22 protein-coding genes are annotated in these 25,372 nt (G+C 48.9%); 19 read left to right on the top strand and 3 right to left on the bottom strand.

The window, feature by feature from the left end:
• The first annotated feature begins 27 nt into the window (after positions 1–27).
• The 7 genes from B9A14_RS00930 (at position 28) to B9A14_RS00960 (ending at position 7,310) form a co-directional block, all read left to right on the top strand.
• A complete protein-coding gene (locus B9A14_RS00930) occupies positions 28–978 on the top strand; it encodes an LCP family protein (RefSeq protein ID WP_084663124.1) in 951 nt (316 codons plus the stop codon).
• A 103-nt stretch (positions 979–1,081) separates the two neighbouring features.
• Positions 1,082–1,816, top strand: a complete 735-nt coding sequence (locus tag B9A14_RS00935) for a WecB/TagA/CpsF family glycosyltransferase (RefSeq protein ID WP_084663126.1) — start codon at positions 1,082–1,084, stop codon at positions 1,814–1,816.
• 174 nt (positions 1,817–1,990) lie between these two features.
• A complete protein-coding gene (locus B9A14_RS00940; RefSeq protein WP_157109723.1) occupies positions 1,991–5,476 on the top strand; it encodes a S8 family serine peptidase in 3,486 nt (1,161 codons plus the stop codon).
• A gap of 173 nt (positions 5,477–5,649) precedes the next feature.
• On the top strand, positions 5,650–5,961 hold the full coding sequence (locus B9A14_RS00945; protein ID WP_084663130.1) for a nucleotidyltransferase domain-containing protein: 312 nt from the start codon (positions 5,650–5,652) through the stop codon (positions 5,959–5,961).
• A complete protein-coding gene (locus B9A14_RS00950; protein WP_084663132.1) occupies positions 5,945–6,370 on the top strand; it encodes a HEPN domain-containing protein in 426 nt (141 codons plus the stop codon). Before B9A14_RS00945 ends, B9A14_RS00950 begins: the two co-directional genes overlap by 17 nt.
• A 176-nt stretch (positions 6,371–6,546) precedes the next feature.
• On the top strand, positions 6,547–6,765 hold the full coding sequence (locus B9A14_RS00955; protein WP_172839001.1) for a hypothetical protein: 219 nt from the start codon (positions 6,547–6,549) through the stop codon (positions 6,763–6,765).
• Positions 6,744–7,310, top strand: coding sequence for a hypothetical protein (locus B9A14_RS00960; protein ID WP_084663136.1), 567 nt, complete (start codon positions 6,744–6,746; stop codon positions 7,308–7,310). Before B9A14_RS00955 ends, B9A14_RS00960 begins: the two co-directional genes overlap by 22 nt.
• A 62-nt stretch (positions 7,311–7,372) precedes the next feature.
• Here B9A14_RS00960 and B9A14_RS00965 read toward each other — a convergent pair whose 3' ends face one another.
• Together B9A14_RS00965 and B9A14_RS00970 are read right to left on the bottom strand one after the other, a co-directional pair.
• Positions 7,373–8,512: an anti-sigma factor family protein gene (locus tag B9A14_RS00965; RefSeq protein ID WP_084663138.1), complete on the bottom strand. Its 1,140-nt coding sequence runs from the start codon at positions 8,510–8,512 to the stop codon at positions 7,373–7,375.
• 110 nt (positions 8,513–8,622) lie between these two features.
• Positions 8,623–9,255 (bottom strand): sigma-70 family RNA polymerase sigma factor, encoded by a 633-nt coding sequence (locus B9A14_RS00970; RefSeq protein WP_231967864.1) that lies wholly within the window; start codon positions 9,253–9,255, stop codon positions 8,623–8,625.
• Between the two features lie 509 nt (positions 9,256–9,764).
• Here B9A14_RS00970 and B9A14_RS00975 point away from each other — a divergent pair.
• The 5 genes from B9A14_RS00975 to B9A14_RS00995 all read left to right on the top strand — a co-directional run bounded on the left by B9A14_RS00975 (position 9,765) and on the right by B9A14_RS00995 (position 16,882).
• Positions 9,765–11,882, top strand: a complete 2,118-nt coding sequence (locus B9A14_RS00975) for a copper amine oxidase N-terminal domain-containing protein (RefSeq protein ID WP_084663142.1) — start codon at positions 9,765–9,767, stop codon at positions 11,880–11,882.
• Positions 11,883–11,968: 86 nt separating this feature from the next.
• Positions 11,969–13,174: a TolC family protein gene (locus B9A14_RS00980; protein ID WP_084663144.1), complete on the top strand. Its 1,206-nt coding sequence runs from the start codon at positions 11,969–11,971 to the stop codon at positions 13,172–13,174.
• Between the two features lie 389 nt (positions 13,175–13,563).
• Positions 13,564–14,925, top strand: coding sequence for an HlyD family secretion protein (locus tag B9A14_RS00985; protein WP_157109724.1), 1,362 nt, complete (start codon positions 13,564–13,566; stop codon positions 14,923–14,925).
• Positions 14,922–15,683: an ABC transporter ATP-binding protein gene (locus B9A14_RS00990; RefSeq protein WP_157109725.1), complete on the top strand. Its 762-nt coding sequence runs from the start codon at positions 14,922–14,924 to the stop codon at positions 15,681–15,683. Before B9A14_RS00985 ends, B9A14_RS00990 begins: the two co-directional genes overlap by 4 nt.
• Positions 15,684–15,694: 11 nt before the next feature.
• The gene (locus B9A14_RS00995) at positions 15,695–16,882 is read left to right on the top strand and encodes an ABC transporter permease (protein WP_084666983.1); all 1,188 of its coding nucleotides are present in this window, start codon (positions 15,695–15,697) and stop codon (positions 16,880–16,882) included.
• 128 nt (positions 16,883–17,010) lie between these two features.
• On the opposite strand, the gene B9A14_RS01000 is transcribed toward B9A14_RS00995, so the two are convergent.
• On the bottom strand, positions 17,011–17,343 hold the full coding sequence (locus tag B9A14_RS01000; protein ID WP_084663148.1) for a nucleotidyltransferase family protein: 333 nt from the start codon (positions 17,341–17,343) through the stop codon (positions 17,011–17,013).
• A 504-nt stretch (positions 17,344–17,847) separates the two neighbouring features.
• Here B9A14_RS01000 and B9A14_RS16865 point away from each other — a divergent pair.
• The 7 genes from B9A14_RS16865 to B9A14_RS01040 all read left to right on the top strand — a co-directional run bounded on the left by B9A14_RS16865 (position 17,848) and on the right by B9A14_RS01040 (position 25,343).
• Positions 17,848–17,988, top strand: a complete 141-nt coding sequence (locus B9A14_RS16865; protein WP_157109726.1) for a hypothetical protein — start codon at positions 17,848–17,850, stop codon at positions 17,986–17,988.
• Between the two features lie 339 nt (positions 17,989–18,327).
• Entirely contained in the window at positions 18,328–18,480 is a 153-nt protein-coding gene (locus B9A14_RS18170) for a hypothetical protein (protein ID WP_422938465.1), read from the top strand.
• A gap of 81 nt (positions 18,481–18,561) precedes the next feature.
• A complete protein-coding gene (locus B9A14_RS01015) occupies positions 18,562–20,595 on the top strand; it encodes a methyl-accepting chemotaxis protein (RefSeq protein ID WP_084663152.1) in 2,034 nt (677 codons plus the stop codon).
• 47 nt (positions 20,596–20,642) lie between these two features.
• Positions 20,643–22,142: a sensor histidine kinase gene (locus tag B9A14_RS01020; RefSeq protein WP_084663155.1), complete on the top strand. Its 1,500-nt coding sequence runs from the start codon at positions 20,643–20,645 to the stop codon at positions 22,140–22,142.
• Entirely contained in the window at positions 22,108–22,518 is a 411-nt protein-coding gene (locus tag B9A14_RS01025; RefSeq protein ID WP_084663158.1) for a response regulator, read from the top strand. Before B9A14_RS01020 ends, B9A14_RS01025 begins: the two co-directional genes overlap by 35 nt.
• Positions 22,484–24,007 carry an HD domain-containing phosphohydrolase gene (locus B9A14_RS01030; protein WP_084663161.1) on the top strand — a complete coding sequence of 508 codons (1,524 nt, stop codon included), beginning with the start codon at positions 22,484–22,486 and terminating at the stop codon, positions 24,005–24,007. Before B9A14_RS01025 ends, B9A14_RS01030 begins: the two co-directional genes overlap by 35 nt.
• Before the next feature lie 367 nt (positions 24,008–24,374).
• Positions 24,375–25,343: an HD-GYP domain-containing protein gene (locus B9A14_RS01040; RefSeq protein ID WP_231967866.1), complete on the top strand. Its 969-nt coding sequence runs from the start codon at positions 24,375–24,377 to the stop codon at positions 25,341–25,343.
• Positions 25,344–25,372: the final 29 nt, after the last annotated feature.

The raw sequence follows: 25,372 nt of genomic DNA on the forward strand, positions 1-25,372 counted from the left end.
GCGAAGGGAAAGGAGCGAAAGCTTAAGTTGGAAGAGGAATTCTGGGGAGAAGCCCAGGTCCAAAAGAAACCCTCCCGAAAAAGGAGCTTACTTCTACAAATACTAGCTTTTATTTTGCTGGGGGTCCTTCTTTTTACCGGTTTCGGAGTGGCTGGTTATCACCTGGCCGCTTACCTGCTGGGACAACCTATAGCCATGGGAGACACCGGCCAGGGAGGAGAGGGAGCCCAGACTAAGATACCTGCTGCTGTCCTCCTTATCGGGGTAGATGCCCGAAAGGAGGACGAGCCTTCTCGATCCGATACCATAATCCTGGCCTTTTTTGACCCTTCCGGGCACCGGGTAGATTTATTATCCATCCCCCGGGATACTTATGTACGCATTCCTGGATACGGCCCTGACAAAATCAATGCTGCCCATGCTTTAGGCGGTCCCCAGCTCCTTATGGAGACCATAAATAGTTTTTTAGGTGCCCGGGTAACTAAATATGTAGAACTGGACTTTCAAGGCTTTGAGAAGATAGTGGATATCCTAGGCGGGGTCGATATAGAAGTGGAAAAGCGCATGTATTATCCAGAGGAAGGTATCAACTTAAAACCTGGCTTTCAACATTTAAATGGACATGACGCTTTAGCTTATGTGCGTTTTCGTAACGACCCCGAAGGTGATATTACCCGTATAGGCCGGCAGCAGAAATTCCTTAAAGCCATGCTCGACCAGGCCCTCCGCTTAGGCAGTCTACCTAAGATCCCCAGGCTTGTGGCTGAGATAAACAAATATGTCCGTACTAATTTAAGCACTATGGAGATGATCAGTCTGGCTCTTTTCTTAAAGGATATGAACAGCAGCGCTGTAATAACCCACTTGGTACCCGGCGAAGGGAAATATCTTAAAGGGATAAGTTATTGGATAGCGGATCAGGAAAAGCTTAAAGCCGTGCTGGCCCAGATTCCCTACTGGCAAAAGAGGTATCCATAAAAGTATTCCCTAAGAAATCGTCATGCCATATCCGAAAGAAAGCTAGCCCCAAATTATACCTTTAGGGAGGTCGTCGTCAATACAGAAGGCCAAGTCTTGCCAGGTGTTGGGCTGCCGGGTAGATGGATTTACCTTAAAAGAGGCTGTAGAGCTTTTAAGCTGCTTTATTGCTTCAGGCAAACCCCATCATGTAGTTACCCTTAACGCCGAGATGGCCTACCGGGCCTTACACGACCCCGAACTTAAAGATATTATAAACCGGGCCGATCTAGTCACTCCCGATGGAGCTGGCGTTGTGTGGGCTACCCGGATCCTAGGTACTCCGGTGCCAGAGAGGGTAGCAGGCATAGATCTGGTACAAGCTTTAGCCTGGCAGGCGGCGGAAAAAGGCTGGCGCTTATTTTTATATGGCGGTGTTCCAGGGGTGGCGGAGGAAGCGGCGCGGAAACTAAAAGAGCGGCACCCGGGCCTTAACATAATTGGAACTTCCCACGGGTACTTAAGTAAAGAAGAAGAAAGGGAACTTTTACAGCACCTTAAGGAGAACCGTCCCCACCTACTCCTTGTAGCCTTGGGTTCGCCTAAACAGGAATATTGGATAGCCCAGCACTTAAAAGAACTCGGGGTCCCGGTGGCTATAGGTGTAGGAGGGAGTCTAGATGTACTGGCAGGACGTATCAGGCGGGCACCTCGCTTTATGCAGGGCTTAGGCCTCGAGTGGTTATATCGGGTTTTGCAGGAGCCGAAGAGGGTAAAAAGGGTCCTTGCTCTACCGAAATTTATAATAGCGGTGTTAACTCAAGCAAGAAAACTGAAGAGGACAAAGAGGCTAAAGTAGAGGGCTCATGCAGGGAGGGAAGGAGTCATTTCGAGAAAAGCTAGTAGGGCAAGCTTCGTTTTGATTTTTCTTTTTCTCTTTACCCCCCTTATTTCTTGGGTTAAATTTTATGTAAACTCTTTTCCCCCCTCTTTCTTAAGCGATCGCGCAGCACACGTTATAGGAGCCGAGGCTTTGAGGGCACCAGGGCTGGTTGTGCCAGGAGGTTTAAAGGGCCAAGGGGAAGTGGTAGGGCTTGCTGATAGCGGGCTGGATACCGGGAAGTTAAATGATCTTCATCCGGATTTTCAGGGCCAACCTGGCCGCCTGCCTAAAATCCTTATGCTTAAAAGCTGGGCAGGTCGAAGTATACCCGATGATCCCTTGGGCCATGGTACCCACCTAGCCGGGATAATAGCAGGTACAGGTTTAGCTTCGGGAGGTAAATACATAGGGATAGCCCCGGAGGCCAGCCTCTACTTTCAGGCCCTCCTAAATGAGGAGGGAGAAATTTCCCTCCCCCTAGATCTAGGGGATCTCTTCCGGCCGGCTTATGCTGCTGGTGTGCGGATACATGTGGACGGCTGGGGAGGCGGCCCCAACAAATATAGCGATACTACCCGGCAGGTGGACTCTTTCGTCCGCAGCCACCCCGATTTCCTCCCTATTTTTGGCGCTGGCAACAGTGGCCCAGTGCAGGGAAGCCTTACCTCCGAGGCCAATAGCAAAAATGCCCTGGTAGTGGGGGCGAGCCAATCCGTAAGGCCAGCTCTAAGCCCTGATGCCCAGGATGCTTTAAAACAAGCCCCCTTTTCTAGCCGGGGCCCTACAGGTGATGGCCGGATAAAACCTGAGCTTCTAGCGCCTGGCGCAGGTATTGTGGCCCCGCGCTCCCGGTTAGTTCCCTCTAATTTTCCGGCTAACCCCAGCTACCGTCTAGAAAGCGGTACGAGCCAGGCGGCGGCTGTTGCTGGAGGAGCGGCTGTACTTTTACGCCAATACCTTAGAACAGAATACGGGCTAAGTAATCCTTCGGCCGCCCTCCTTAAAGCCGCCCTTATTAACGGCGCCCGGGGAGGTTTTTCTTTTTCGGAGGGGAGCGAGACCTTCGGTATCTTAGACCTGGCCGGAACTATCCTTTCCCTGGAAGAAAAACTTATGCGCTTAATAGACGAGACGTGGGGTTTGGCGTCGGGAGAGACAGCTAGCTACGAGTGGGAGGTAAAGGATACGCGTTTTCCCCTCAAAGTTACCCTGGCCTGGACCGACCCCCCTGCCCTGAGCGGAGCTAGCCCCGCCCTGGTAAACGATCTAGACCTGGTAGTTTTAGGGCCGGATGGTACAGAATACCGGGGCAACGATTTCTCGGGTAAGGGGATTAAAGATAATCTCAACAATGTGGAACAAGTTTACATAAAAAACCCCCTTCCTGGCCGCTACCTTATCCAAGTAAAGGCTTCACAAATTAAGGAGCCGGCTGTTACCGGGAGCCCTTCCCCCCGGCAGGACTTCGCTTTAAGCTTTGGCCAGGTGCTTTATCACGCTATAGTTACTGATGTTGAGGCTGGGGGCCGTTTAAGGATGGCTGGCGGTGAGATTATACCCTTTCCCCCTGGGGGGGTTAAAAACGTGGTGAACGGGTATATCTCATCTTCTAGTCCAGAAAGTATCCTTCCTGGCTCTGACCTTTATTTAGGCCCCAGCACAGCCTATGTAGTCGGGGCCACCTGGCAGGCTGGTGGTATTCAAGTACTTGCTACCCCTGGCGGTGAGATGGTTGTGGAGATAAGCCGGGAGGCCCGGGAAGGGGGCTTTTACCTAAACCCCCTGGCTAAAGAGGCCTTTTTCTTAAACGGCCGCCCAGCTAATCCACAAGATATACCAGCGGGTGCAGAGGTTACAGCCAACCTTAACCCCTCCACCCTCACCCTGTGGCGCGTTCTGGCCAGGGTTGTGGAACGGGAAGGATTTGTGGCCAAGATAGATAAGGAAGAGAGGAAAATTTGGCTTTGGGGAGAAGATAAACCCTACACAGTTGCTCCTCGCGCAGGCGTCTCCTTTGGCGACCGTCTAGTAGCTGTGGACCGGTCTGATCTCCCCTGGGGGGCGCCGGATAAGGGGGAGCTGGAAGGCATCCTTCCTGGTATGGCCGTACGCTTAAGTATTTCCCCTTGGACGGGTGAAGTATTATATCTTGAAGTCAAAAGAGAGATGGCCCTCGGCAGATTAACCAGCGTGGATGCTGTTTCTGGCCGGCTAAGCTTAGAGGGAGGGGTTACTTTAGAGCTTTTCCCTGGAGCCCCAGTCTTTCGCGACGGCCGGGAAACGAACCTTAGTGGCCTAAAAATAGGAGACTGGGTGCAGGCTTTGACCTTGCCGGGAGAATATAAGGTTATTTCCCTTAAAGCCTACAGCCAGGTGCTTTATGGTCGCTTACTTTACATAAGCCGGGAAAAAAGCCTTCTTTACCTGGTGGATAGTTTTAACCGCTTCCATGTCTTAAGCTTAAATCCTACTGCGGAAGTTTACCGCTGGGGCCTTGAAGCTGGCCGGGAAGCCCTGGCGGCTGGTGACTGGGTGCGGGTAATTTTGGCCCCTGGAAAGGAAGAAATTTTGCGGGTGGACATAGCCCTGCCGGTAGAGGAAAAGGAAGCGGTACTTGCGGGCTGGGATGAAGACCGGGAAGCCCTTAAATTAGCAGACGATACCGTCTACCCCGTGTCCCGCGCCACCCTCGTTACTTTAGGCGGCTACCGGGTACCCGCCCGCGATCTCCCGCCAGGGCTTAAAGCCCGGATAGTATATGTCCCTTCGTCAGAAGGCTTTCTTCTTGCCCAAGTTATAGCGGAAGTGCCGCCAGGCCGTCCGGCCCCGGAGCTAAAGGTTTCTGCTTTTTCCCGGGGAGGGAAATACTATCTTACCGGCTGGACCAGTGCTGACCGGCTCTATCTTTATCGCGAAGATGGAAGCTATCAATTGGTAAACCTTTTACCTGGTGGAAGCTTTTCTTTAGAAGCACAAAGCTTAGAAGATAAGAGCTGGCTTTTAGTAGCCTTAGACCAGCGGGCAGGGGCTATAACGGCTCAGAAGGTGGAGCTAGGAGGAGAAGTAAGCCTTCCCTTCTGGGATACTTACGGCCACTGGGCCGCCCAGGATATAAAAGAGCTTTCCCGGCAGGGGCTCCTGGCTGGCTATGAAGACGGGTCTTTCCGGCCGGATAAACCTGTAACGAGGGTAGAGTTTATAGTATTCCTTGATCGCCTAGCGGGGATGAAAGAAACGGGCCCCAAGGAAGCTTGGAAGGGCCTCCCTGCAGAGCTTCCCTTTACAGATGCCCAGGAAATTCCTCTTTGGGCTAAAGAAGCGGTAGTTAGAGTCTACGTCCGGGGATGGCTTAAAGGTTTTGATGATGGTACTTTGCGGCCTTTGTCTTTCCTTACCCGGGCGGAAGCTGCTGCTTTTCTTATACGGTATATGGGAAGCCATGCTCCCTCCCCCGCTACTTTCCTGCCTTTCCGGGATGGGGACGAGGTCCCCCTCTGGGCCAAGGATACAGTGGCCAGAGCTTATGCGGCAGGTCTTTTGCGCGGGGTAACTCCCGATACCCTAGCTCCCCTTTCTCCCCTTACTCGCGCCCAGGCCGCTACCTGTTTAAAGCGTCTTTTAGATGCACTTCCTTAAAGAACCCACTCCCTTTATTTCTTCCTTTACTTGTTTTAACTAAATCTTGTAGCGTATAATTAAGGAAGACATTGAGGCGGCGCTAAGGTTCGCCGGTTCTTTTGTTAACTACGGGGAGCAAGAATGGCCCCGGAAAACCCTATTTAAGGTGCGAAAGGTAAGGGGATAACAAAATGCAAGATATTTTAGAACTTATTCTAGAGAGGATCCGTGAGGTGGCCGACCCTGACAAAATCATTCTTTTTGGTTCCCGCAGCCGGGGCGACCAGGATCCCCATAGCGATTACGATCTTTTAGTGCTAAAAAGCGGGGTGAGCAACCGTCGGGCCCTGGCTCAGAAGATATATAAGAGCCTGGCTGGGATACCGGTTTCAGTTGACATAATAGTGGAGACGCCGGAAAGGGTGGAAACATATCGAGAGGCGTCCGGGTTTGTTTACCGGGAAGCCTTAAAGGGGATAGTGGTTTATGAGAAAAGGGAATAAAGATAGGGCCTGGGAAGTGTGGTTACAGAGGGCTAAAAGCAACCTAGCCCGGGCCAAGCAGGGCCGCCAGTCCGAAGATATACTTTTTGAAGATCTCTGCTTTGATGCCCAGCAGGCGGCGGAAAAGGCCCTAAAAGCCCTGCTTCTCTACCTTAACCTTGATTATCCCCGCACCCATTCCATCGGGCATCTTTTAAGCTTAATAGAGCGGCGGGGAAAAATTCCTATACCACAAGAGGTAAGGGAAGCAGTAACCCTGACAGATTATGCTGTCACCACCCGCTACCCCGGCGACTGGGACCCGGTGGATGAGGAGGAATACCAAGAGGCTGTGCGCCTGGCTGAAACCACTTATAACTGGGTTTTGGAGGAAATTGGAAAGCAGGGATACCGCCCTCGGTTGACATAATAGTGAAAGTTGAAGGGATAGGAACATACCGGGAGGGGAGTTGAAGCGGAGTGAAAGCAGAGCCTTAAAGGCCTTCCTGAATATCATTGATAGGAGCTAGCTTTTAGGATAAAATGGGGGTGAGAGGGTTGGGTTTGGAGGAATTATCGCCTCCCTGTTGCGGCGTTGATGCGTGTATGATAGATCCTAAGCCTCGTCCGAATCACAGGATTTATATAGAGGTTTTAAGGGAGATGACCCCAGAGCAGCGGTTGGCCAAAGCCTTTGAGCTATCCGCCTTAGGCAAAGAACTTTTTTTGCATGGATTACGAGAAAGGTATCCAGATCTTTCGGAAGAAGAAATAAGAAAAATATACCTGGAGCGCATTAGTAAATGTCACAACAGAAATTATTAGAGAAGGTTATTTGTGCTCTAGAAAACGCAGGTATCCAATATATGTTAACTGGTTCCCTCGTTTCAAGCCTTCAGGGAGAACCCAGATTAACCCATGATATTGACATAGTTATCTCCCTTCCCAAGGACGCTGTAAACAAACTATTGGCCGCATTTTCTCCCCCAGATTATTATCTTAGCAAGGAAAGTATTTTAGCTGCTATTGATGAAAAAAGCATGTTTAACTTACTCGATGTAAGGGAAGGGGATAAAATAGATTTCTGGATATTGACAGATGAACCCTTTGATAAATCTCGCTTTTCTCGCCGGATAGTTACAACGTTTATGGGGCTTAGGATGTATGTCTCTGCTCCTGAAGATACAATACTTGCCAAATTAAGGTGGGCCAAGTTGGCAGGAGGAAGTGAAAAGCAACTCACTGATGCCTTGCGGGTATATGAAGTCCAATTTGGAAAGTTGGATATGGAGTACATGGAGTACTGGGCGAAACAGTTAAACGTGGGAGATTTGCTAGGGGAGATCAAAAGAAAAAGTTGCATAAAATAAGGCCCTCTAATCTTTTTTAAGTAGACTACAGGGCCTTAACTTTTTTGCCTCTTTTGGCTCTTTTACTTTTTCTCCAGCCAGAGCATTATTACCTGCTCGCCTGCTTCCTTATCTAATATGCTAAGCTGCTTTTCCAGGAATTCGGCTTGGCTGATAAGCTCTTCCCGCTCTTTTTCTGTGGAAGCTGCATTGGCTTTGGCTACCGCTTCACGGTACTGCTCTAAAGTGGCGCTAAAACGGGCAGTAATATCCTCGCTTTCTTCGCGCTTATCTAACAAGGTGCCAAGTTTTGAAAGACTTTCTACTAAGCTGGAAGCTTTTTGCGGTGTTACGGTGAACCTTATGCCTGCTCGTACACTATTTCCTGTATTCTGCACCGCGACAATCTCGAAGGCAGCTCCCACCCCCGTCCCTGCCTTAAGGGCCGCGGCCAGTGCCTTTTCCATATCGTCTGCTGCCACTTTAAGGAAGGTACTATTTATCTTGCGCTCTTTATTTAAGAAGGTGACCGGTAAAAGATTCTGGCCTTGAGCTACTGCCTGGGGCTCAGGAGGAGTACCCTGCCTTGACGGGCCAGGCTTTAGACCAGGAGAAGAACTTCTCTCTTCCGGCCCAGGAACACTCTCTCTTCCCTTATCCTCCCCCAGAGAGAACTTTTCCCTATTTTCTTTGGGTAGGGACTGCGCTTTTTCCCCGGGCGCTTTGTAATCCTGGTCACCTTTGGAATCTACCACGCCAGATGGTGTGGTATTTCCTTCTTGCTCCTTAAAGGATATCCCGCTGTTAAGATCCGGTTTTGGGCCGCTCGCTTCCGACTCTACTTGCCCTACCTGGGGCAGGGGGTTTAAGGCTGCCAGTATCTTGGCGGGAACCCAGCCCCGGGCTGCGTAAGCTAGGGAGCTCCCTGCTAGGGTTAGGGCCACGCCTGCAGCAGCGACCCATCTCTTCCACCCAGAGAGATAAGGACGGTGGCCTTCTATTTCCTTAAGCCGTGCCATTACCCCTGCCACCAGCCCAGCTGGAGCTAGAGGAGTGAAGCCTGGGAGGGAACGCAAAGCCTCTAGAAGGGTTTTAAGCCCAGTAAGCTCCTCATAGCAGGCAGGACATAAGCCTACATGGGCTAAAACTTCAGCCTCTTCTTTAGGGCTTAAGTAATTATCAAGATGTAGGGAGAAAAGCCTCCTTGCTTCCTGGCAGTTCATTTTGTCGCACCAGCTTTACGTTAAGTCTACAGCGATTTTCTACCGTTTTCCCAGGCCCTCTCTACCTTAAAACCTTAAATTTATTACGTTATTCTCTACTACATCTCTCTTTAAGGCCGGGTGTATCCCTCGCCCGGACTTCTTTTTACAGCGACCTTCCCCGCCTTACCCTCTTTTAGCTTTGAGGCTCCTTCCCCTTCCAGTTCAGCTACCTTCTCCTTCAGAGCCTGGCGGGCCCTGTTTAGCCTAGATTTAACTGTGCCCAGGGAACACCCCAAAACCTTGGCTATGTCCTCGTAGTTTAACCCCTGGAACTCCCTTAGCACCAGCACTGCGCGGTACTCGGGAGGTAGGTTTTCCAGGGCTTGTCGTATGTAACGCTGCTTTTCCTTTTCGGCCAGGACTTCCTGGGGGTCAGATCCTGTAGCTGCTAGATCCCGGCTGACCTCCCCCTCCTCCGTGAGGAGCGGTTCATCCAGGGAATAAGCTATATTGTCTTTTTTATTTTTGCGCCGGGAATTAAGGTATACATTAACCGTTATACGGTGTAACCATGTGCCTAGATCAGCTTCAAACCGGAATTTCTCTAGGTTAAGGTAAGCTCGTACAAATACCTCCTGGGCCAAGTCCTGGGCGTCGGCGTGATTACCGGTTAGCTGGTAACTAAGAGCGTATACTTTATCCTGGTAAGCTATCACTATCTTTTCAAATTCTTTTTTCTTATCACCAAGGATCAAGCCCAACACCCCTGGAGGCCCGGAAAATCCCCGGACACTTATTTAGACAAGAAAACAGGCACAAAAGTTCCCGAACCATGTACCTAAAAAGAAAAATATTTTGCATAAGTGTGCATCAAGCGGGCGTTGCATATTTTACATGGATATTCTATTGGTATGATAGCAAAAATCGCCACCTACCGATACTCCCTTTTTACACTAAGAGACCTCTATAAGAGACCTCTATGTTAAGAAGCGATTTTTCCCTCCTTTAACCTTAAAAAAATTTTTGGCCTGGGAACTTTTTAGCCCTTACCGGTGTCTAATAAAATAGGTTCGCAAGGTAAAGGAAGCCAGCTCAAGTAGGGGGCTGGTAGAAAAGCTATTTCTTGCCTGGCTCTAACAGGCGGGAGACTGAAAAACCATAGAATAAGGAGGGAGGGCTCTGGTAAGATAGGTGCGCCAGGCCAAAAAGAGCAAGGATCACCTCTAAAATTAAGCGCTATAAAATACTTTGGAATTAGGAGGGGAAAGGTTTGAGGAGAATACGGAGGAAGTGGCTCTCTATACTGCTAACGCTAGCCTTGCTAGTTGGCTTGATGGTACCCTTTGCCGGGTCAGCGGTGGCAGAAACAACTTATGTAAATTTTAGTGGAGCATATTCTTACGTTACTTCAACAGGTGACAACAAAGCTGTCACGGGGTATGTATATCTTACAGAGAAGCTTTCTGGAGCCATTGGTGCTACTACCTATGTTACTTTGACATTGCCGGATGGCGTAGAATATATGGCTGCACCTTCGACAACAACCAATTACGTTTATCAAGGAGATGGAATTACGGCTCCCAACGCTACCTTGTTAGGAGGCACGACAAAAGAAATTGATTTAAAGTGGGATAGCGCTACTGGCGGTTTGAAGTTTGTATTTAATGCTTCTAATTACTCGGCCTTGAAGATTGCCTCTACCTTTAGTGGTGATCTTAATGTTTCTGTGCGAGTATGGAGAGTTGATAATAACGGTGCGGTCCTGTGGGATGAAAGCAGCAATGTTACTATTGCTAAAGTAATTGCTGGGAAAGTTAGCGTTACAGCAGCTTCTCCTACCAATGTATATGTTGGTACGAATCAGACTGCCGCTACTATAACTATCCAAGAAAATGTTCCGGGTACTGTGAGTGGAGATGTATACGTAACGTTGTTAACTTCGGATGTAACTTTTGGAGACACAACTGGTATATTATCGAATGTAGGAATTAATGCAAATGTTGCTGGTACCTCTACCTCTACTAAATTAGTCATTAATACTACTCCTTCTTCAGGTATCGCAGGGAAATTAACAATTACACCTAAACTCAATATTCCACCCACAGTATCTGGTGACATCCAGGTTAAAGTTTCGGGCAGCAACACCAATATTCCTGAGACCACCCTTACCATTGCTAAAGTGGCTCAAGGCGCAGTAACAGTTTCTGCCCTTAACAACAGTGACCAGATTGTATATCAAGGTCAAAGCGCTACTTTAACCACTGATCTTAGCATTAAGCCGCAAACAGGGGCTGTTTTGCCACAAAATAGCTATATTACTTTGCAGCTACCTGAGGGAGCAAAGTGGAACTTCACTTGGAGTGCTGATAGTACACCGTTTGTTGACACAAATGGCGGAACTGTAAACGGAGTGGTCTATAAAGGCGTTTATAATAGCGGCCGGAGCATATGGTTTATTGTAAATACTACTGTATCTAGCGAGATCCAGCTTCGCGATCTCCAGGTTATTGTGTCTCCCACCTTCCCGGTAGGTGACCTGGTGGTTACTGTTGGGGGCAATGCTGGTGTAAGCGGTAGTGTTACCATTGCCCAGGTCAAGGCTCCCTTCACCGTAACTGCTAGTAAGCCTGAAATTAAGCCCGTTGGTGGTAAGCAGGCTGCTGGTAATATTGTGATTACTGAAGCTGCTGCCGGAGTGCTAAAGGTGGGTAAGAATATAACCTTATCGCTGCCTTATGGAGTAAGCTTCAACGGGACACCTACCGCAACTGTCAAGAGCGGAAACATTGGTCTAGGTTCTGTTGATCTGAAAGATAACGTAGTTACTATACCTGTAACCACAGCAAGTACTACTGCTAGCACTATCGAGATCTCTGGCATTTACTACGACACTGATAATCGTGCTGCTCTGGGCGATGTCGTAGTAACCATTGGCGGTACAATAAACGAGTATAATAGCGATCCCGTGGCCAAGATTGCTAACGCTGTTATCGTCTCCCCCACCAAGCGGGTTGCCGTCTTCACCCTGGGCAGCAACGTCTACACGGTGAACGGAACCCAGTACACCATGGATGTGGCCGCTTATACGAAGGACGGCCGGACCTACCTGCCCGTCCGGTATGTGGCCTACGCCCTGGGTGTGGATCCTGCTAACGTGCTGTGGGACGATGCTACCCAGACGGTGACCCTGATTAAGGGCACCAATGTGGTGCAGCTCACCATCGGTAGCAAGGTGCTGAAGCTTAACGGCATCAGCATCAATATGGATGTGGCTCCCGAGCTGGTGAGCGGCCGGACCATGCTACCCTTCAGGTTCATCGCCCAGGCTCTGGGTGCTACCGTGAGTTATGACGAGGCTACCCAGACCGTAACGATGAACCTCGAATAAGGGTTGGCCTTCAGGGCCCGGGTTCCTAGCGGACCCGGGCCTTATTATCTTTATGTTAGCGCAAGGGCTTACCTGGAAGCGGGGTGATGAAGTTGGTAAGGAAGGTGTATAAATCCCTAGAGGCTAGACGGGTGTTCCCGCTGGAAGTTCCACTAGCGGAGATATTGCTGGCCATTTTAATGTTTTTTGTAGGCTGGATAGGCTGGGCCGGGGTGAGCTATGGGGATGAGGCGGTGCCAGAGACTTTAAGCCTGGAGGATGCTGTCCACCTGGCGCTTCTTTCTAGTAAGGAAGTGCAGGTGGCGAGGGAGACTGTTGAGCTTAAAAAAACAATTAAAGATGAGACTTGGGATAAATATAATGCGGTGCTTATTCGCACGCATATACCAGGCACCGATATGTATGTGAGCCTGCCTACAGGCCAGGATCCTACCGGTATGGTCTTTAAGACCGACTACGACTGGAGGAAAGCGGAAAGAGATTACGAGGTTAAGGTGGCTTCTGTGGTAGCTAGCGTGTACCAAAAATATTCTGCTGCTGTGCTCGCCCAGAAGCAGGTAGAGGTGGCTAAGCTTAATGTGGCCCTTAAGGAGAGGGAACTGGCGGATGCCGAGGCCCGGTTTAAGGTGGGAGCGGAAAGTGCTTTAGTTGTAGCCCAGAAGCGAGCAAGCCTGGCTAGCGCTCGTTCGGAACTAGCCCAGGCGGAAGGCAGGTTAAATAAGGCCTATGCTGATCTAGTGGAACTGGTAGGGCTTCCGCGCGGTAGTAAGCCTGCCCTTGTTAGCCAAGTGGACTTTGCGCCCTTAAAGGTGGAAGACCTGGATAAAGAAATTGAGACGATAATAGAAGCCAGCCCGCAAGTGTGGACTGCCCAAGAAACAGTGAAATTGCAGAAGAATACTTACGGGATGGTGAACTCTTACGATGTAGATAAGATAAACCTAAAGCTTGCAGAAATAGGAGTAGACATCACCCGCCAGCAGCTTTACTTAGCACTGCTTCAGCTTTATAACAATGTGAAGGCTTTAGAAGAAAATTACGAGGCCCTACAACAATCCTTAACCACAGCCCAAGAGGGTCTTCGCATAGCTAGATTAAAATATGAGCTAGGTATGGCTACCCGAGCAGAAGTGTTGAGCGCTGAAGCAAGCGTGGTTTCTTTGCTGACCCAATTAGAGAATGTAAAATGGCAGCACGCTATGGCGGTTAGGGCTTTTTATGAACCATGGGCTTGGTCGGGTGGCGGCATAGGGGGTGCAAGTTCTACTAGTGGCCAGGGAGGAGGAAGCTAGGGGCCAAGTTTTTCCTTAAAAATTAAGCGTGTTTATTGATACCGCCGGGTGGCTGGCTCTCGGCAATAAGAGCGATGAATGAAGCCTGGCCGTCGTGGCCGAAGAGCAGAGGGGTTTAATAAAAAGGGCTTTGGGCGACCTCACTTAGTTAGCCTCAAGCCCTTTATTTTTTACTAATTTCTTAACCAAAATTTTTAGAAGTAGATGGTAAAATGAATTACTAGGATAGGACGGCCTGCCTGCCGTGGTAGGAGGGACGAAGCAAAGTGCAGTCTGAACAAGCAATCCTGGGTACAAGGATAACCTCTAGGTTAAGACGCTTAAAATGGCCGCTTATAATAATATTGCTCCTAGGAGCCACGGGAGGTTACTTTGGTTACCGTTACACAATGGGCAAGTCCAAGCCCAGCTACCTTACAGTAACCGTGGGCAAGGGCAACATAGCTGACGTAATCCAGGCCAACGGAATTATAGAGCCGGTACGCACGGTGGGTCTAAATTTTAAGAGCAGCGGTCTAATAAAGGCTATATATGTGCAACCGGGGGACCAGGTTAAAGCGGGCCAGGTCCTGGCTGAGCAGGATACAGCAGAACTGGAAGCCCAACTTAGGCAGGCGGAGAGCAATCTTAAACGCTCAGAGGCGCAGCTAAGGCTTAAGGAGGCTGGCTCTCTCCCGGAAGAGATAGCCCAAAAGGAAGCTGAAGTAGAAGCTAGCCGGGTAGCCTATGAGATGGCTGTAAAAGAGCTTGAAAGGCAGCAGAAGCTTTTTGAAGCTGGAGCCGCCCCTGCCACCGAGGTAGATAAGGCCAAGGAAGCGGTAGCCAGCGCCAAGAGTAAACTGGAGCAGTCGCAGCAGGCTTTAAATCTCCTTAAGCAGGGCAGCCGCCCTGAGGATATAGAAACAGCCAAGGCTGCTGTAGAAGCTGACCGGGCCCAGCTTGAACTAGCCCGCCTGAATTTAGAGAATGCTAAGCTACGCGCACCCTTTGATGGCATAGTTGCTAAGGTAAATGGCGAGGTTGGGCAGCGGGGTGGTGCGGGGGGAAGTAGCGAGAATGCTGCCTTTATTACCCTGGTTAGCGAGGAGCTCCAGCTACGGGCCTGGGTGAACGAGGCCGATATAAGCAAGGTAAAAACCGGGCAGGATGCAGAATTTACCGTAGCAGCTTATCCTAATGTAACCTTTAAAGGTAAGGTTAAGAATATATATCCCCAGGCCATAACTCAATCCAATGTGCAGATCTTCGAGGTATTGATATCCATAGAAGATCCCTCTAAACAGCTCCGCCCCGGCATGACGGCTACAGCAAATATCGTTCTAGCGAAGAAGTCTAATGTATTAGCTGTTCCCAGCATGGCCTTAAGCTTTGCCGAGAGCTACTTGAAGAGCCAGGCCCAAGCAGGGAAAGGAGGAACTAGACAGACTAGCGGGCTAGGGAGACAAGCAGGCGGAGGTACGGGAGGTCAAGGCAGCCAAGGAGGCCAATGGCAGGGTGGGGCTAGGGTTGTCCTGGTACTGGAAAACGACCAGCCCGTACCGAAGAGGATAAAGGTAGGCTTAAGTGATGGACAATATGTTGAAGTACTGGAAGGGCTTAAGGAGGGTGATAAAGTTATTATCGGTATGGTCACAGGCAAACAGTCGCAGCAGACTACCAGCCCCGGCGGGCAAACCCCAAGGTCGCCTGTTTTCCCTGGCGGTCCTATGCCACTGGGAGTGCCACGGCAAGGGGGGAGCCAAGCTAGGTGAGCAAGGTTTTGATAGAAGTTGAGGGCCTGACCAAAATTTATAAGCAGGGCGGGAATCATGGCGTTGTTGCTCTACGAGATGTGTCCTTCACCATAAGCCGCGGTGAAATGGTAGCTATTATGGGTCCCTCGGGCTCCGGGAAATCGACTTTAATGCATATACTGGGGTGCCTGGACAAACCGGATAAGGGCCGGTACATCCTGGCAGGGAAAGATGTAACACTTATGGATACCTTTGAGCTGGCGAGCATCCGTAACCGGTATATTGGGTTTGTGTTCCAGAACTTTAATCTCCTAGGGCGGGCCACAGCCTTGGAGAACGTGGCCCTGCCCCTGGTGTACGCGCGGGTGGGAAGGAAGGAGAGGGAGAGACGGGCCCGGTATGTTCTGCAAACTTTAGGTCTAGCTGGCCGCGAACACCATCTGCCCAATCAGCTTTCTGGCGGGCAGCAGCAAAGGGTGGCCATAGGGAGGGCCCTTATCAATAACCCTGAGCTTCTCTTGGCTGATGAGCCTACCGGCCAGCTCGATTCTAAAGCCAGCGCCGATATAATGTATCTTTTGCAGACCTTCCACCGCGAGCGGGGCTTAACCATAGTGATAGTCACCCATGAACCTGATATCGCTTACCACTGCCAGAGGATATTAAGGCTTAGGGATGGAATACTGGTGGCAGAAGAAAGGGTGACTGAACCTAAAATAGCGGAACCTTCCATGGATATACTGCAAGGGCAGGTGAACGGTTCGTGGTCTTCTTAACCGCTTTTCAGATGGCCTGGAGGAGCATCCTTGCCCATAAACTCCGCTCAAGCTTAACTATGCTAGGCATTATTATCGGCGTTATGGCGGTTATCGTCATGGTAGCTTTGAGCCAGGGGGCGAGGGCCAGGGTTACTGAGAGGATCGCTAGCATGGGTTCTAACCTCCTGGTTATCATGCCGGGCTACAGCACGGGGCCGGTTAGAGGAGCTACTGTTACCACTCGTTTAACCCATGATGACGCCCAGGCCATAGCCCGCCTGCCTATGGTTAAATATGTAGCACCGGAGGTCTCCACCGAGGCCACTGTGGCCTATGGAAACCAGACCTGGACGGCTACAGTTAGTGGTACTACTCCTTCTTTGCAAGCTATAAGAGATTGGCCCCTGGAAGTAGGGGAGTTTTTCACCGAGGCCGATGTTACCAACATGTCCATGGTAGCTGTAATCGGCCGCACGGTGGCCGATAATCTTTTCCCTCCCGGTACCAATCCTGTAGGTAGCCGCATTCAGATTAAGGGGCTATCCTTCACTGTCATCGGGGTGCTTACGTCTAAGGGGGCGAGCATGGGAGGAATGGATCAGGATAACTACATCTATGTACCCCTAACTACGGCCCAGCAACGGTTGGTGGGCACCAAATACGTAAGGCTTATAAATGTGCAGGCTGAAGAAGCTGAGGCCCTACCCGCCCTGCAAGAAGCTATTACTATCCTGCTAAGGCAGCGCCATCATCTGGCACCTAACGTACCCGATGACTTTACTATCCGTAACATGGCGGCCGTGCTGTCGGCTATTGAAGACACCACCAGGATCATGACTTTCTTGCTGGGCGGCATTGCCGCAGTATCCCTGGTGGTTGGTGGTATAGGCATTATGAATATAATGCTGGTTTCAGTTACCGAACGCACCAGGGAGATCGGAATCAGAATGGCGGTAGGGGCCACTCCTTCGGATATCCTTATTCAATTTCTAGTAGAAGCCTTTGTGCTCAGCATAAGCGGAGGAATTATCGGGGTAGGTATAGGCTGGGGCACTACTCACCTTTTAAGCTATTTGTCCGGCTGGAATATGGTACTGGTGCCTTGGGTTATAGCCCTGGCTATGGGCTTCGCTGCTGCTGTGGGTATATTTTTCGGTTACTACCCAGCTAAGCGGGCGGCAAGCGCTAACCCCATCGAAGCTTTGCGTTTCGAATAGGAGCGTTTGCGGTATTGGACAGATGTAAGGGTGAAAGACTACAGTTGTTTGATACATCGCTAAAGTAGATAAACATCGGCGTTATTGCCTATATCTGGATGGCTTTCCGGTGTACACTTTCCTTTAACTCAGGCGTAGCAGAGTCCAAAATTACCAGAATCCACATTAAAGGGTTGAGCTGCAGCTAGTACATCAGAATATAGACGCCAGAAATCTATCTTTGGGGGAAGTTTATCTATAGCCAAGTCGATATCGGAGTGTTCGCTAAAAGTACCTTCACCAGCCAGGGAACCGAAAAGCCACACCTGGCGCAGGCCATACCTGTGAATGACTTCAGCAGCTCGGTGGGCAGCAGCCAGAGCAGCTTCTTTTCTTTTAGCTAGTTCTTGCTCGTGTTTTTCGCGTTTTTTCTTAAGGTAAGCCTTAAGTTCGGCTACCTCCTTAGCGCTATAACTAAGCATATAAGTTATCCCTCACTTACAGGAAATACCTATTCTTCTGCCTCTGCTTTAGTTAACAGTTCAAGAAAGGCATGTATTTCTTGGGAGAACTTTTCCACTGTTTGGGGCATGTTTAAGACCAGAGGTTCCATACGCTCCTAGCTTAACTCGAAACCATAGAGGTTACGGAAGCGATGACGAAAGCTTAAATATACCTCCAAGTCTTTGGCCATTTGCCTAGTAAAATGGAACCCAAGGCGCGCAATAGGGTGGTGTTTTTTATCGGTTTATTTTTATAGGGTTTTAAAGTTTCTTTTAGTTCTTCTTTTAGGCATTGTAGATTGTATAGTTCCTGGTGGATGCGAGATTTAAGAATAAGTATATCAGGTGACAAAATTATCTTTACCTCCTTCGTTAGCGTTTAACTACTTTAATTTTATTTGAACATACTCTGAGATACAAACAAAATCTCTTTACAATAGGATGGCTACCTAGTGCGGGGTCGTAATTACAGGGGGTTGGCGAATGCGCTACTATAAGATAGATAGCAACACTTGGAAAGGAGCCCCCAAAGAGATGTGCTTGCCGGCCAGGAGAAGGAAAAGATACATCAATGAAGAAGGAAAAAGTAATCTCGATGCCGACAATATACAAGTAGAAGACTAAACTTATCTAGAAGAAGGGGTTAGTCCTGACGGGCTGGCCCCTTAATTATGGTAAAATCTAAACTATGGGTGCCTATTTACCAGGAAACATAAGAGGTATTCCATCCATGGTCCAAGCCAAATTACCCCTGAACTTTGAGCGGCAGCAAGCAAAAAAGCCTTCGCCAAGCGGTGAACCGTATGGTGCGCAAGGGTTTCTGGTTTAGTTTAAAAAGGATTGAACCTCCCTCTTAACAAAGTATAACTCTTACAACAAGCAAAGGGAACATAAAGATAATCTTAGAAATTAAGGGAAAGAGCCCTAGCCTTTGTCCGCTTCCGGGAGGAAGCACTGGGCGATATTGACCGTACTAGGCAACAGCAAGAACTTCTTAAGGCGCTGGTCCAACAAGCCATGCAACCGGCAACTTTACTTATTTTTAGCCTGCGGGTCGGAAATACATATTCGGGACAGAGGGCTACCCCAAAGTGGGCAAAAAATTGTCCGATATAAGTTCGTGGGTGAAAAAAGAAGGGGGTGAAGGTCGTCCAGTCGGCTGGAGTTCAGCCGCGGGTGGGGCGACCGGGGACAAGCATGATAAGAAATATGAGAAGCTTGCGGATCAAGATGGCTGTGTTATTTGGGTTGATCGTCCTAATTGGGTGCTTGGTGTTAGCTGTTATAAGCCAGAATCGCGCTGAGATCGCTTTAGAAAGTGAAGCTAAAGAGGCTATACTTAAAGTGGCCAGGCAGGTTGCCGAAACTGTAGACAGCCGGATCCAGGCGCGCATTTATGTGGTTGAAGAAATGGCCGATAGGAACGTTATTCGCGGTAAATCGGGTGACCACGAGGCTACGATGGAGGAAAAGTTAGAAACCCTTCGCGACGAGCAAAAAAGTGTGGAGAGTTTAGGGTTCAAGCAGTTCGGCATTGCCGATAAAGAAGGTAATATTATTTTTTCCAATGGTAACCGGGCGAATATCGCCGACCAGGATTACTTCCGGGCTGCCCTGGGGGGAAAGACTACTATCTCCAGCACTATTGTAAGTAAATTTGACAATTCGGTTGGGTTTGCTTATGCCACACCCATACGTCACTATGCCACTAATGAGATAACCGGCGTTCTAGTGGGTATAGTGGATGGAGCTAGGTTCAGTGAGTTGGTGGGAAGCATTACATATGGCCGCACGGGGTACGCCTTCGCTGTGGATGGTACAGGCAAGACCATAGCCCATAAGGATATAGAAAAAGTTAAAGACCAGGAGAACATTATAGAGCAGTCTAAGTTCAACGCGTCCCTTAGCCCCCTTGCTGCGGTAATCTCCAAAATGGCGAAGGGGGAGGAAGGCATTGCTGCTTGCGTTTTCCAGGGTCAGGAGATGATTATCGCCTATGCTCCTATAAAGACCACCAATTGGTCTATAGCGGTCACTGCCCCTAAGGCTGAGGTGCTGGAGAGAGTTTCTGGGCTTAAACATTCCATGCTAATTGTATCCCTCCTAATAATCTTTACTGCTCTAGTTTTGACCTTTGTAATGGCCAGAAACATTACTACACCCTTAATTTGGGCGGTGGACCACCTAGGGATTATAGCTAACGGCGACTTCACCCGGCCGATTCCGGAGAAATACCTTCGCATGAAGGATGAGATAGGAGAGCTTGCCCGGGCCGTAGAACGGCTACAGACCAATATCAAAATGATGCTTTTAAGCCTAAAAGAAGACGCAAAGACGCTAGCCGGTAACTCGGAGGCCCTAGGTGCTGCTTCGGAAGAGATCGCTTCTTCCTCTGGCGAGGTAGCCAAGGCTATCCAGCAGGTGGCGGCGGGAGCCTCTGAACAGGCTGGACACCTGCAGGAGATCCTTGACCTTATGGAAAACATAACCTCGAGCCTGGAGAAAGTCTATACCGAGCTGAGTAACGTTAAGGCCAATAGCGAGAAGACCTCTGGGCTGGCTAATGTGGGCAAGAAAGAGTTGGACACCCTCATCGCCTCCATCAAAGGTGTGCGCGAGGCCTTTGAGATTGTCGCGAAAAAGCTGACTGGTTTGAGCGGTTCTGTAGCTCAGGTGGGCGAGATCCTGGAAGTGATTAACGGGATAGCGGAGCAGACGAATCTTTTGGCCTTGAACGCGGCCATTGAGGCGGCGCGCGCAGGAGAGGCGGGCCGTGGTTTTGCGGTGGTGGCTGACGAAGTACGCAAGCTGGCCGAGCAGTCTCGTGCCTCTTCAGATAAGATAAGGACGCTGCTAGATACTATAGCTTCGGAGACGAATGGAGTGGTGAACACTTCGCAAGAAGTAAACAGGCAGATAGTTTCACAACTAGAAAACGTAGAGAACACCATCAAGGCCTTTGACAATATACTTGATGCAGTAGCCGCGTTGGCTCCTATGATCGAGGCGACTTACCGCGAGGTGGACAGTACGGTAAAGGCTAAAGATATAGTGCTAGAGCGGGTTCAGAGCATCAGCGCGGTAGCGGAGGAGACCTCGGCTTCAGCGCAAGAGATTTCGGCCTCGGCTGAAGAGCTTTCTGCTTCTACCCAGGAGATATCTGCCAATGCCCAGCAGGTCCTTGAGGTGGCCAAACGGCTCGAAGAACAGGCAGGGCGCTTTAAAGTATAAGGTTTTGTGAGCTACGTGTAAATGATAACTAGGGTAGGTAAGGCATTATGAAAAAAATTTTAAATACCCGCTTGTGGTTTGTAAGCGGGCTTTTTTTGATCCTGGCCGTGTTAACTTATACTATCTGGCTTTATAACCAGATGGAAAGGCTAGCCCAGGAATATTCCCGGATATCCCAAGAAAAGTACCAGATCCTCTATCACCTTAAAAGTGCCGAGAAATTAGTTATCGATATGGAAACAGGGATACAGGGTTATATGTTAACTGGAGATACGCGTTTCTTGGAGCCTTACACTGAGGCTAAGAAAGAAATAGCTTCTCACTTGGAAGAACTTTTCCACCTTTTTCCTTTAGGTATAAAATATCAAAACCATTTTCAGGAAATTATGCAAGCTTTAGAAAAATGGACTGCCTTAGTAGCCGTTCCAATTATCCAGTCTTTACCGTCTGCAAAGGATAGGGCTAATAATACTGCCATATTAGAACAAGGGAAAAGGATTATGGACCAAATAAGGGATAGGTTTGATTTACTGGAAACCCTAGTCGATATTACCCGGCAACAGGATCTTAAAGCCCTTTTGGCTTTCCATCGTCGCCTGGTATGGCAAGTTATGGTGGCCATGATAGGGCTATGGTTACTTATCGCTTTTATGGGCTATGCTCTTTACCGCCAGGTACGGCGGGTAGAAAAGCAGAATATAGAGCTACTTGAAAAAGAAGAAAAGCTTAGGAAGGCTGTGCGCGAGCTATATGCAGCTTCCCAGATGAAATCAGAATTCCTAGCTAACATGAGCCATGAGCTGCGCACCCCTTTAAATGCTATTATTGGATTTGCCCAAGTACTTAAAGGCCAGTATTACGGGGCCTTAAATGAGAAACAGTCGACTTATGTAAATTATATATTGACCAGCGGCCAGCACCTTTTAAGCCTTATAAACGATGTTTTAGACCTTTCTAAAATAGAGGCAGGCAAGCTAGAGCTTGAGCTTTCCACCTTTTCCCTCCGTAAACTCCTCGAGAACAGCCTTATTATGGTTAAAGAGAAGGCGGCCAAGCACAATTTAAAATTATCCTTGGAGATAGAACCCGATCTCCCTGATATTACTGCTGATGAACGAAAGCTAAAACAGATAATGTACAATTTATTAAGCAATGCGGTGAAATTTACCCCTGATGGGGGCTCTATAACTATCCGCGCCCGGCGATTTAAAGAGATAGGAGAAACTGCAGAAAAAATAGAAGTGAGCGTAGCAGATACGGGTATAGGTATAGCGCCCGAGGACCAGGAAAGGATTTTTGAACCTTTTACGCAGGCCAGGATGCGGGAGGAATCTGTAGAAGGCAATACCCCTTATGTGCGCCAGCATGAGGGTACGGGGTTGGGCCTGGCCCTGGTGCGCCGTTTGGTGGAGCTGCACGGGGGACGGGTATGGGTAGAAAGCCCTGGTCTGGGCCGGGGTAGCACCTTTTATTTTACCCTCCCGGTAATGACGCAAGGGAGGGGAGGGACAGATGAAGCCCAAGATTCTGGTAGTAGAGGACAATGAAGCCAATATGGTTTTATTAAGGGATATCCTGGCAATTATAGGAAGCGAAGTGTTAGAGGCTACCACCGGCCAAGAAGGGCTACGCTTGGCCCGGGAGGAAAAACCCCAACTTATTCTGATGGATATACAGCTTCCTGATATAGATGGCATAACCCTTACTAGGCTTTTAAAGCAGGATCCCGCCACTAGCCATATACCTATTATAGCAGTTACCTCTTATGCTTATGAAAAAGAGAAGGACCTTTTTAGCCAAGCAGGAGGGGATGGTTATTTGACTAAACCCATTGAGATCGAGAGTTTATTAAAAGTAGTGACCCAATTTATAAGGGGAGAAAAGATACATGTGGGAGAAGCCCAAAATACTAGTAGTAGATGATGAAGAGGTTAACTTAGTTTTGATGGAGGCCATACTCGTTCCCGCTGGATATCAAGTTATCTTAGCCCGGAGCGGGGAAGAAGCGCTGGCGGCTGCAGTGAGAGAAGAACCGGATGCTATCCTTTTAGATGTAATGATGCCCAAAATAGACGGGTTTACTGTTTGCCGCCAGCTCAAAGAGGGGGAGGCTACCCGGTTTATCCCCGTGATTATAATAACTGCCCTTGACCGGTGGGAAGACCGGGTCCAGGGGCTAGCAGCAGGGGCTGATGATTTTTTAACCAAACCTGTTAACGAAATAGAGTTAAAGGTTCGCCTGCGCTCTTTGCTCCGTATAAAAAAGCTTAATGATCAGCTACGATATGCCCATGAGCATATAAATTATCTTACCCGCCATGTGGACGACCTTCTTAAGCATTTTGATCCTCTATCTTTCTTAACCCACCCTGCTAGAGAAGAGTTGATCAAGCAATTATTTTATTTTCAAAAGCTGGCCCCAGAGATGGTGCTGGTAGCTTTCCTAGAGGGCGATGAAAAAGGGCAGGGGGCAATATATTTTCTGCAAGAAGGAAGGGTACACCAAGAAAGATTTTCCTTTTCCCTGCTTCCTCAAAGCCCTTTAGCTAAAATTCTAACCTTAGAAGGAAGAAGTAGTTGGGGCAACCGTAGCGAGGGGCAGGAAGAGATTTTTAGAAGTTTGGAAGGGATCCTCGCCCAAGCTAAGGTAAGGAGAACTTTACATAATTATGTTAGCTACCGGCAGGACTCTATTTGGCTTTGTTGTTTTAATTATGCCCACCCCGTTACCTCTTATGAATGCGATGTGCTACGGAATTTGAGCACTTACAGCCAGTTTTTAGAACTAATAGCCGAGCAAGTAAAAAGGACGGAAGAAGCCTTTCACTACACTCTAGAGGCTTTGGCCCGGGCTGCCGAGGCCAACGATGAAGATACCGGGAATCATATTATACGAGTGGGTGTTTTCGCCAAGGAACTAGCAGAGGCTATGGGATGCCCGCGCTCTTTTTGCCAGGAGATAGGCCGCGCAGCTAAGGTCCATGATGTAGGTAAAGTTCATATACCCAGCCATATCCTGAGGAAACCTGGGAAGCTTTCCCCGGAAGAATGGGAGATCATACGCCAGCACCCCTATTATGGAGCCAGGATCTTAGGTGAGGCGCCACGCCTTAAGACGGCGCGGGATATAGCCTTGCATCACCATGAAAAATGGGATGGCAGCGGCTACCCCCAGGGGCTAAAGGGCGAGGAGATTTCCCTAGCCGGCCGGATCGTAGCCCTGGCGGATATTTATGATGCCTTACGTAATAAGCGTAGTTATAAGCCAGCCTTTTCCCACGAGGAGGTTTTTAAAATTATAACCTCTGGCGATGGACGGGTGGAGCCCTCCCATTTTGACCCTTATGTATTAGAAACCTTCCGCAAGATAGCTCCCCGCTTTGAAGAGATTTACGAATCCTTGAAAGACTAAGCCGCCGGAAAGGCTTTATTCCAAATTTAATGTAGAATTTTGGAGGAATTGGAGAAAAAAGATCGAATATAAATCTAGGAAAATTAAGGATATCGGGTAAGTGATAAGAGAGGGTGGAGGGTATGCTATGCTATTCCATAAATGCAATAAATTTCCTAAATGGGGGGGGGGGGTATATTATACCAACATTGGCAGCAAATGCCATAGCTTAACCGCTTTTGGGAACCTTTCTGCTTCTGTTTTTTCCCTCCTAGACAAGCCTTCCTTAAAGGATCCCTTCCTGCTCATATCTTCTTTACCCCCACCAGCCCTGCTCTAAAGCTCTAAAAGCTTTTTAGCATCTAAGTTTATGGGGGCGAATTTTAAGGTGCAGGTAGACTTATATGGGCAGGGCCAGCAGGGTGGTAGCAGGATATACCGCCTCGTTTTTCCCTCCCCTTTAGCCCGGATATTGTTCCGTAGTTTAGCCTTGATCTTGCTAACCTCTATAACCTTAGCTAATCGGTATAGCCGGAGCTTGTCTTTCCAAATACTTTTAGATTTCTTTTATTTAATCCCTATCACTATAGCCTCACTAGATTCTTTAAATACTGGGCTAATATTTGCTTGCCTTTCTGGAGTTTTACGCTTAATTTTAAACCCTGTCCTCTTTGTCTCCCTAAAAGCCACAGATTATGTGGACTTTCTGGTGGTTACTAGTTTCTATTTATTAGACCCCTTAGGGATTGAGCTTTTGAGGCGCCTGGCCTGGCAGAGGCGGATGCTGGAACAAAATTTAAAGGTTACGACGGAAGCTTTGCTGGAGGCCTTGCAGCTCCGGGACCATTATACTGGCCAGCACTCGCGGGAAGTAGCCTTATATTCCCGGCTTATAGGCGAGGCATTGGGCTTAACAAGGGTGGAACAAGAAGAATTGTACCTGGCCGGTCTTTTGCATGATCTGGGGAAAATAGGCATAGACGATGCTTGTTTAAATAAACCGGGCCCGCTTACACCTGAGGAATGGGCCATTATACACCAGCATCCTAGGCTGGCTTACCAGATAGTTAAGAAGGTGGTGGGCGAGGGAAGTAGGGTAGCCCGGGCAGTGTTGTATCATCACGAACGTTACGATGGCCGGGGTTACCCGGAGGGGTTAAAGGGTAAAGCTATCCCTTTAGAGGCCCGCATTTTGGCTGTGGCTGATTGTTTTGATGCCATGACTACGGATCGTGTATACCGGCGGGCCCTAACTCGTGAGCAGGCTATAGAGGAGCTAAAAAGGTGCGCGGGAACCCAATTTGATCCTGAGATCGTAGATGTGTTTTGCCGGATACTAGAGGGGAAGAGGAATTAAATGCTTAAGTATAGCTTGCGTGGCTTCCT

Origin of the sequence: Thermanaeromonas toyohensis ToBE (assembly GCF_900176005.1) — a bacterium.
Lineage (GTDB): Bacteria > Bacillota > DSM-521 > Neomoorellales > Neomoorellaceae > Thermanaeromonas > Thermanaeromonas toyohensis.

What these genes read in the sequence shown, in the direction of transcription:
- B9A14_RS00945 (WP_084663130.1), top strand. Translation starts at nt 5,650, where the DNA reads ATGCAAGATATTTTAGAACTTATTCTAGAGAGGATCCGTGAGGTGGCC.
- B9A14_RS00950 (WP_084663132.1), top strand. Translation starts at nt 5,945, where the DNA reads ATGAGAAAAGGGAATAAAGATAGGGCCTGGGAAGTGTGGTTACAGAGG.
- B9A14_RS00955 (WP_172839001.1), top strand. Translation starts at nt 6,547, where the DNA reads ATGATAGATCCTAAGCCTCGTCCGAATCACAGGATTTATATAGAGGTT.
- B9A14_RS00960 (WP_084663136.1), top strand. Translation starts at nt 6,744, where the DNA reads ATGTCACAACAGAAATTATTAGAGAAGGTTATTTGTGCTCTAGAAAAC.
- B9A14_RS00965 (WP_084663138.1), bottom strand. Translation starts at nt 8,512, where the DNA reads ATGAACTGCCAGGAAGCAAGGAGGCTTTTCTCCCTACATCTTGATAAT.
- B9A14_RS00980 (WP_084663144.1), top strand. Translation starts at nt 11,969, where the DNA reads ATGAAGTTGGTAAGGAAGGTGTATAAATCCCTAGAGGCTAGACGGGTG.
- B9A14_RS00985 (WP_157109724.1), top strand. Translation starts at nt 13,564, where the DNA reads ATGGGCAAGTCCAAGCCCAGCTACCTTACAGTAACCGTGGGCAAGGGC.
- B9A14_RS00995 (WP_084666983.1), top strand. Translation starts at nt 15,695, where the DNA reads ATGGCCTGGAGGAGCATCCTTGCCCATAAACTCCGCTCAAGCTTAACT.
- B9A14_RS01000 (WP_084663148.1), bottom strand. Translation starts at nt 17,343, where the DNA reads ATGCTTAGTTATAGCGCTAAGGAGGTAGCCGAACTTAAGGCTTACCTT.
- B9A14_RS16865 (WP_157109726.1), top strand. Translation starts at nt 17,848, where the DNA reads ATGCGCTACTATAAGATAGATAGCAACACTTGGAAAGGAGCCCCCAAA.
- B9A14_RS01015 (WP_084663152.1), top strand. Translation starts at nt 18,562, where the DNA reads ATGATAAGAAATATGAGAAGCTTGCGGATCAAGATGGCTGTGTTATTT.
- B9A14_RS01020 (WP_084663155.1), top strand. Translation starts at nt 20,643, where the DNA reads ATGAAAAAAATTTTAAATACCCGCTTGTGGTTTGTAAGCGGGCTTTTT.
- B9A14_RS01025 (WP_084663158.1), top strand. Translation starts at nt 22,108, where the DNA reads ATGAAGCCCAAGATTCTGGTAGTAGAGGACAATGAAGCCAATATGGTT.
- B9A14_RS01030 (WP_084663161.1), top strand. Translation starts at nt 22,484, where the DNA reads ATGTGGGAGAAGCCCAAAATACTAGTAGTAGATGATGAAGAGGTTAAC.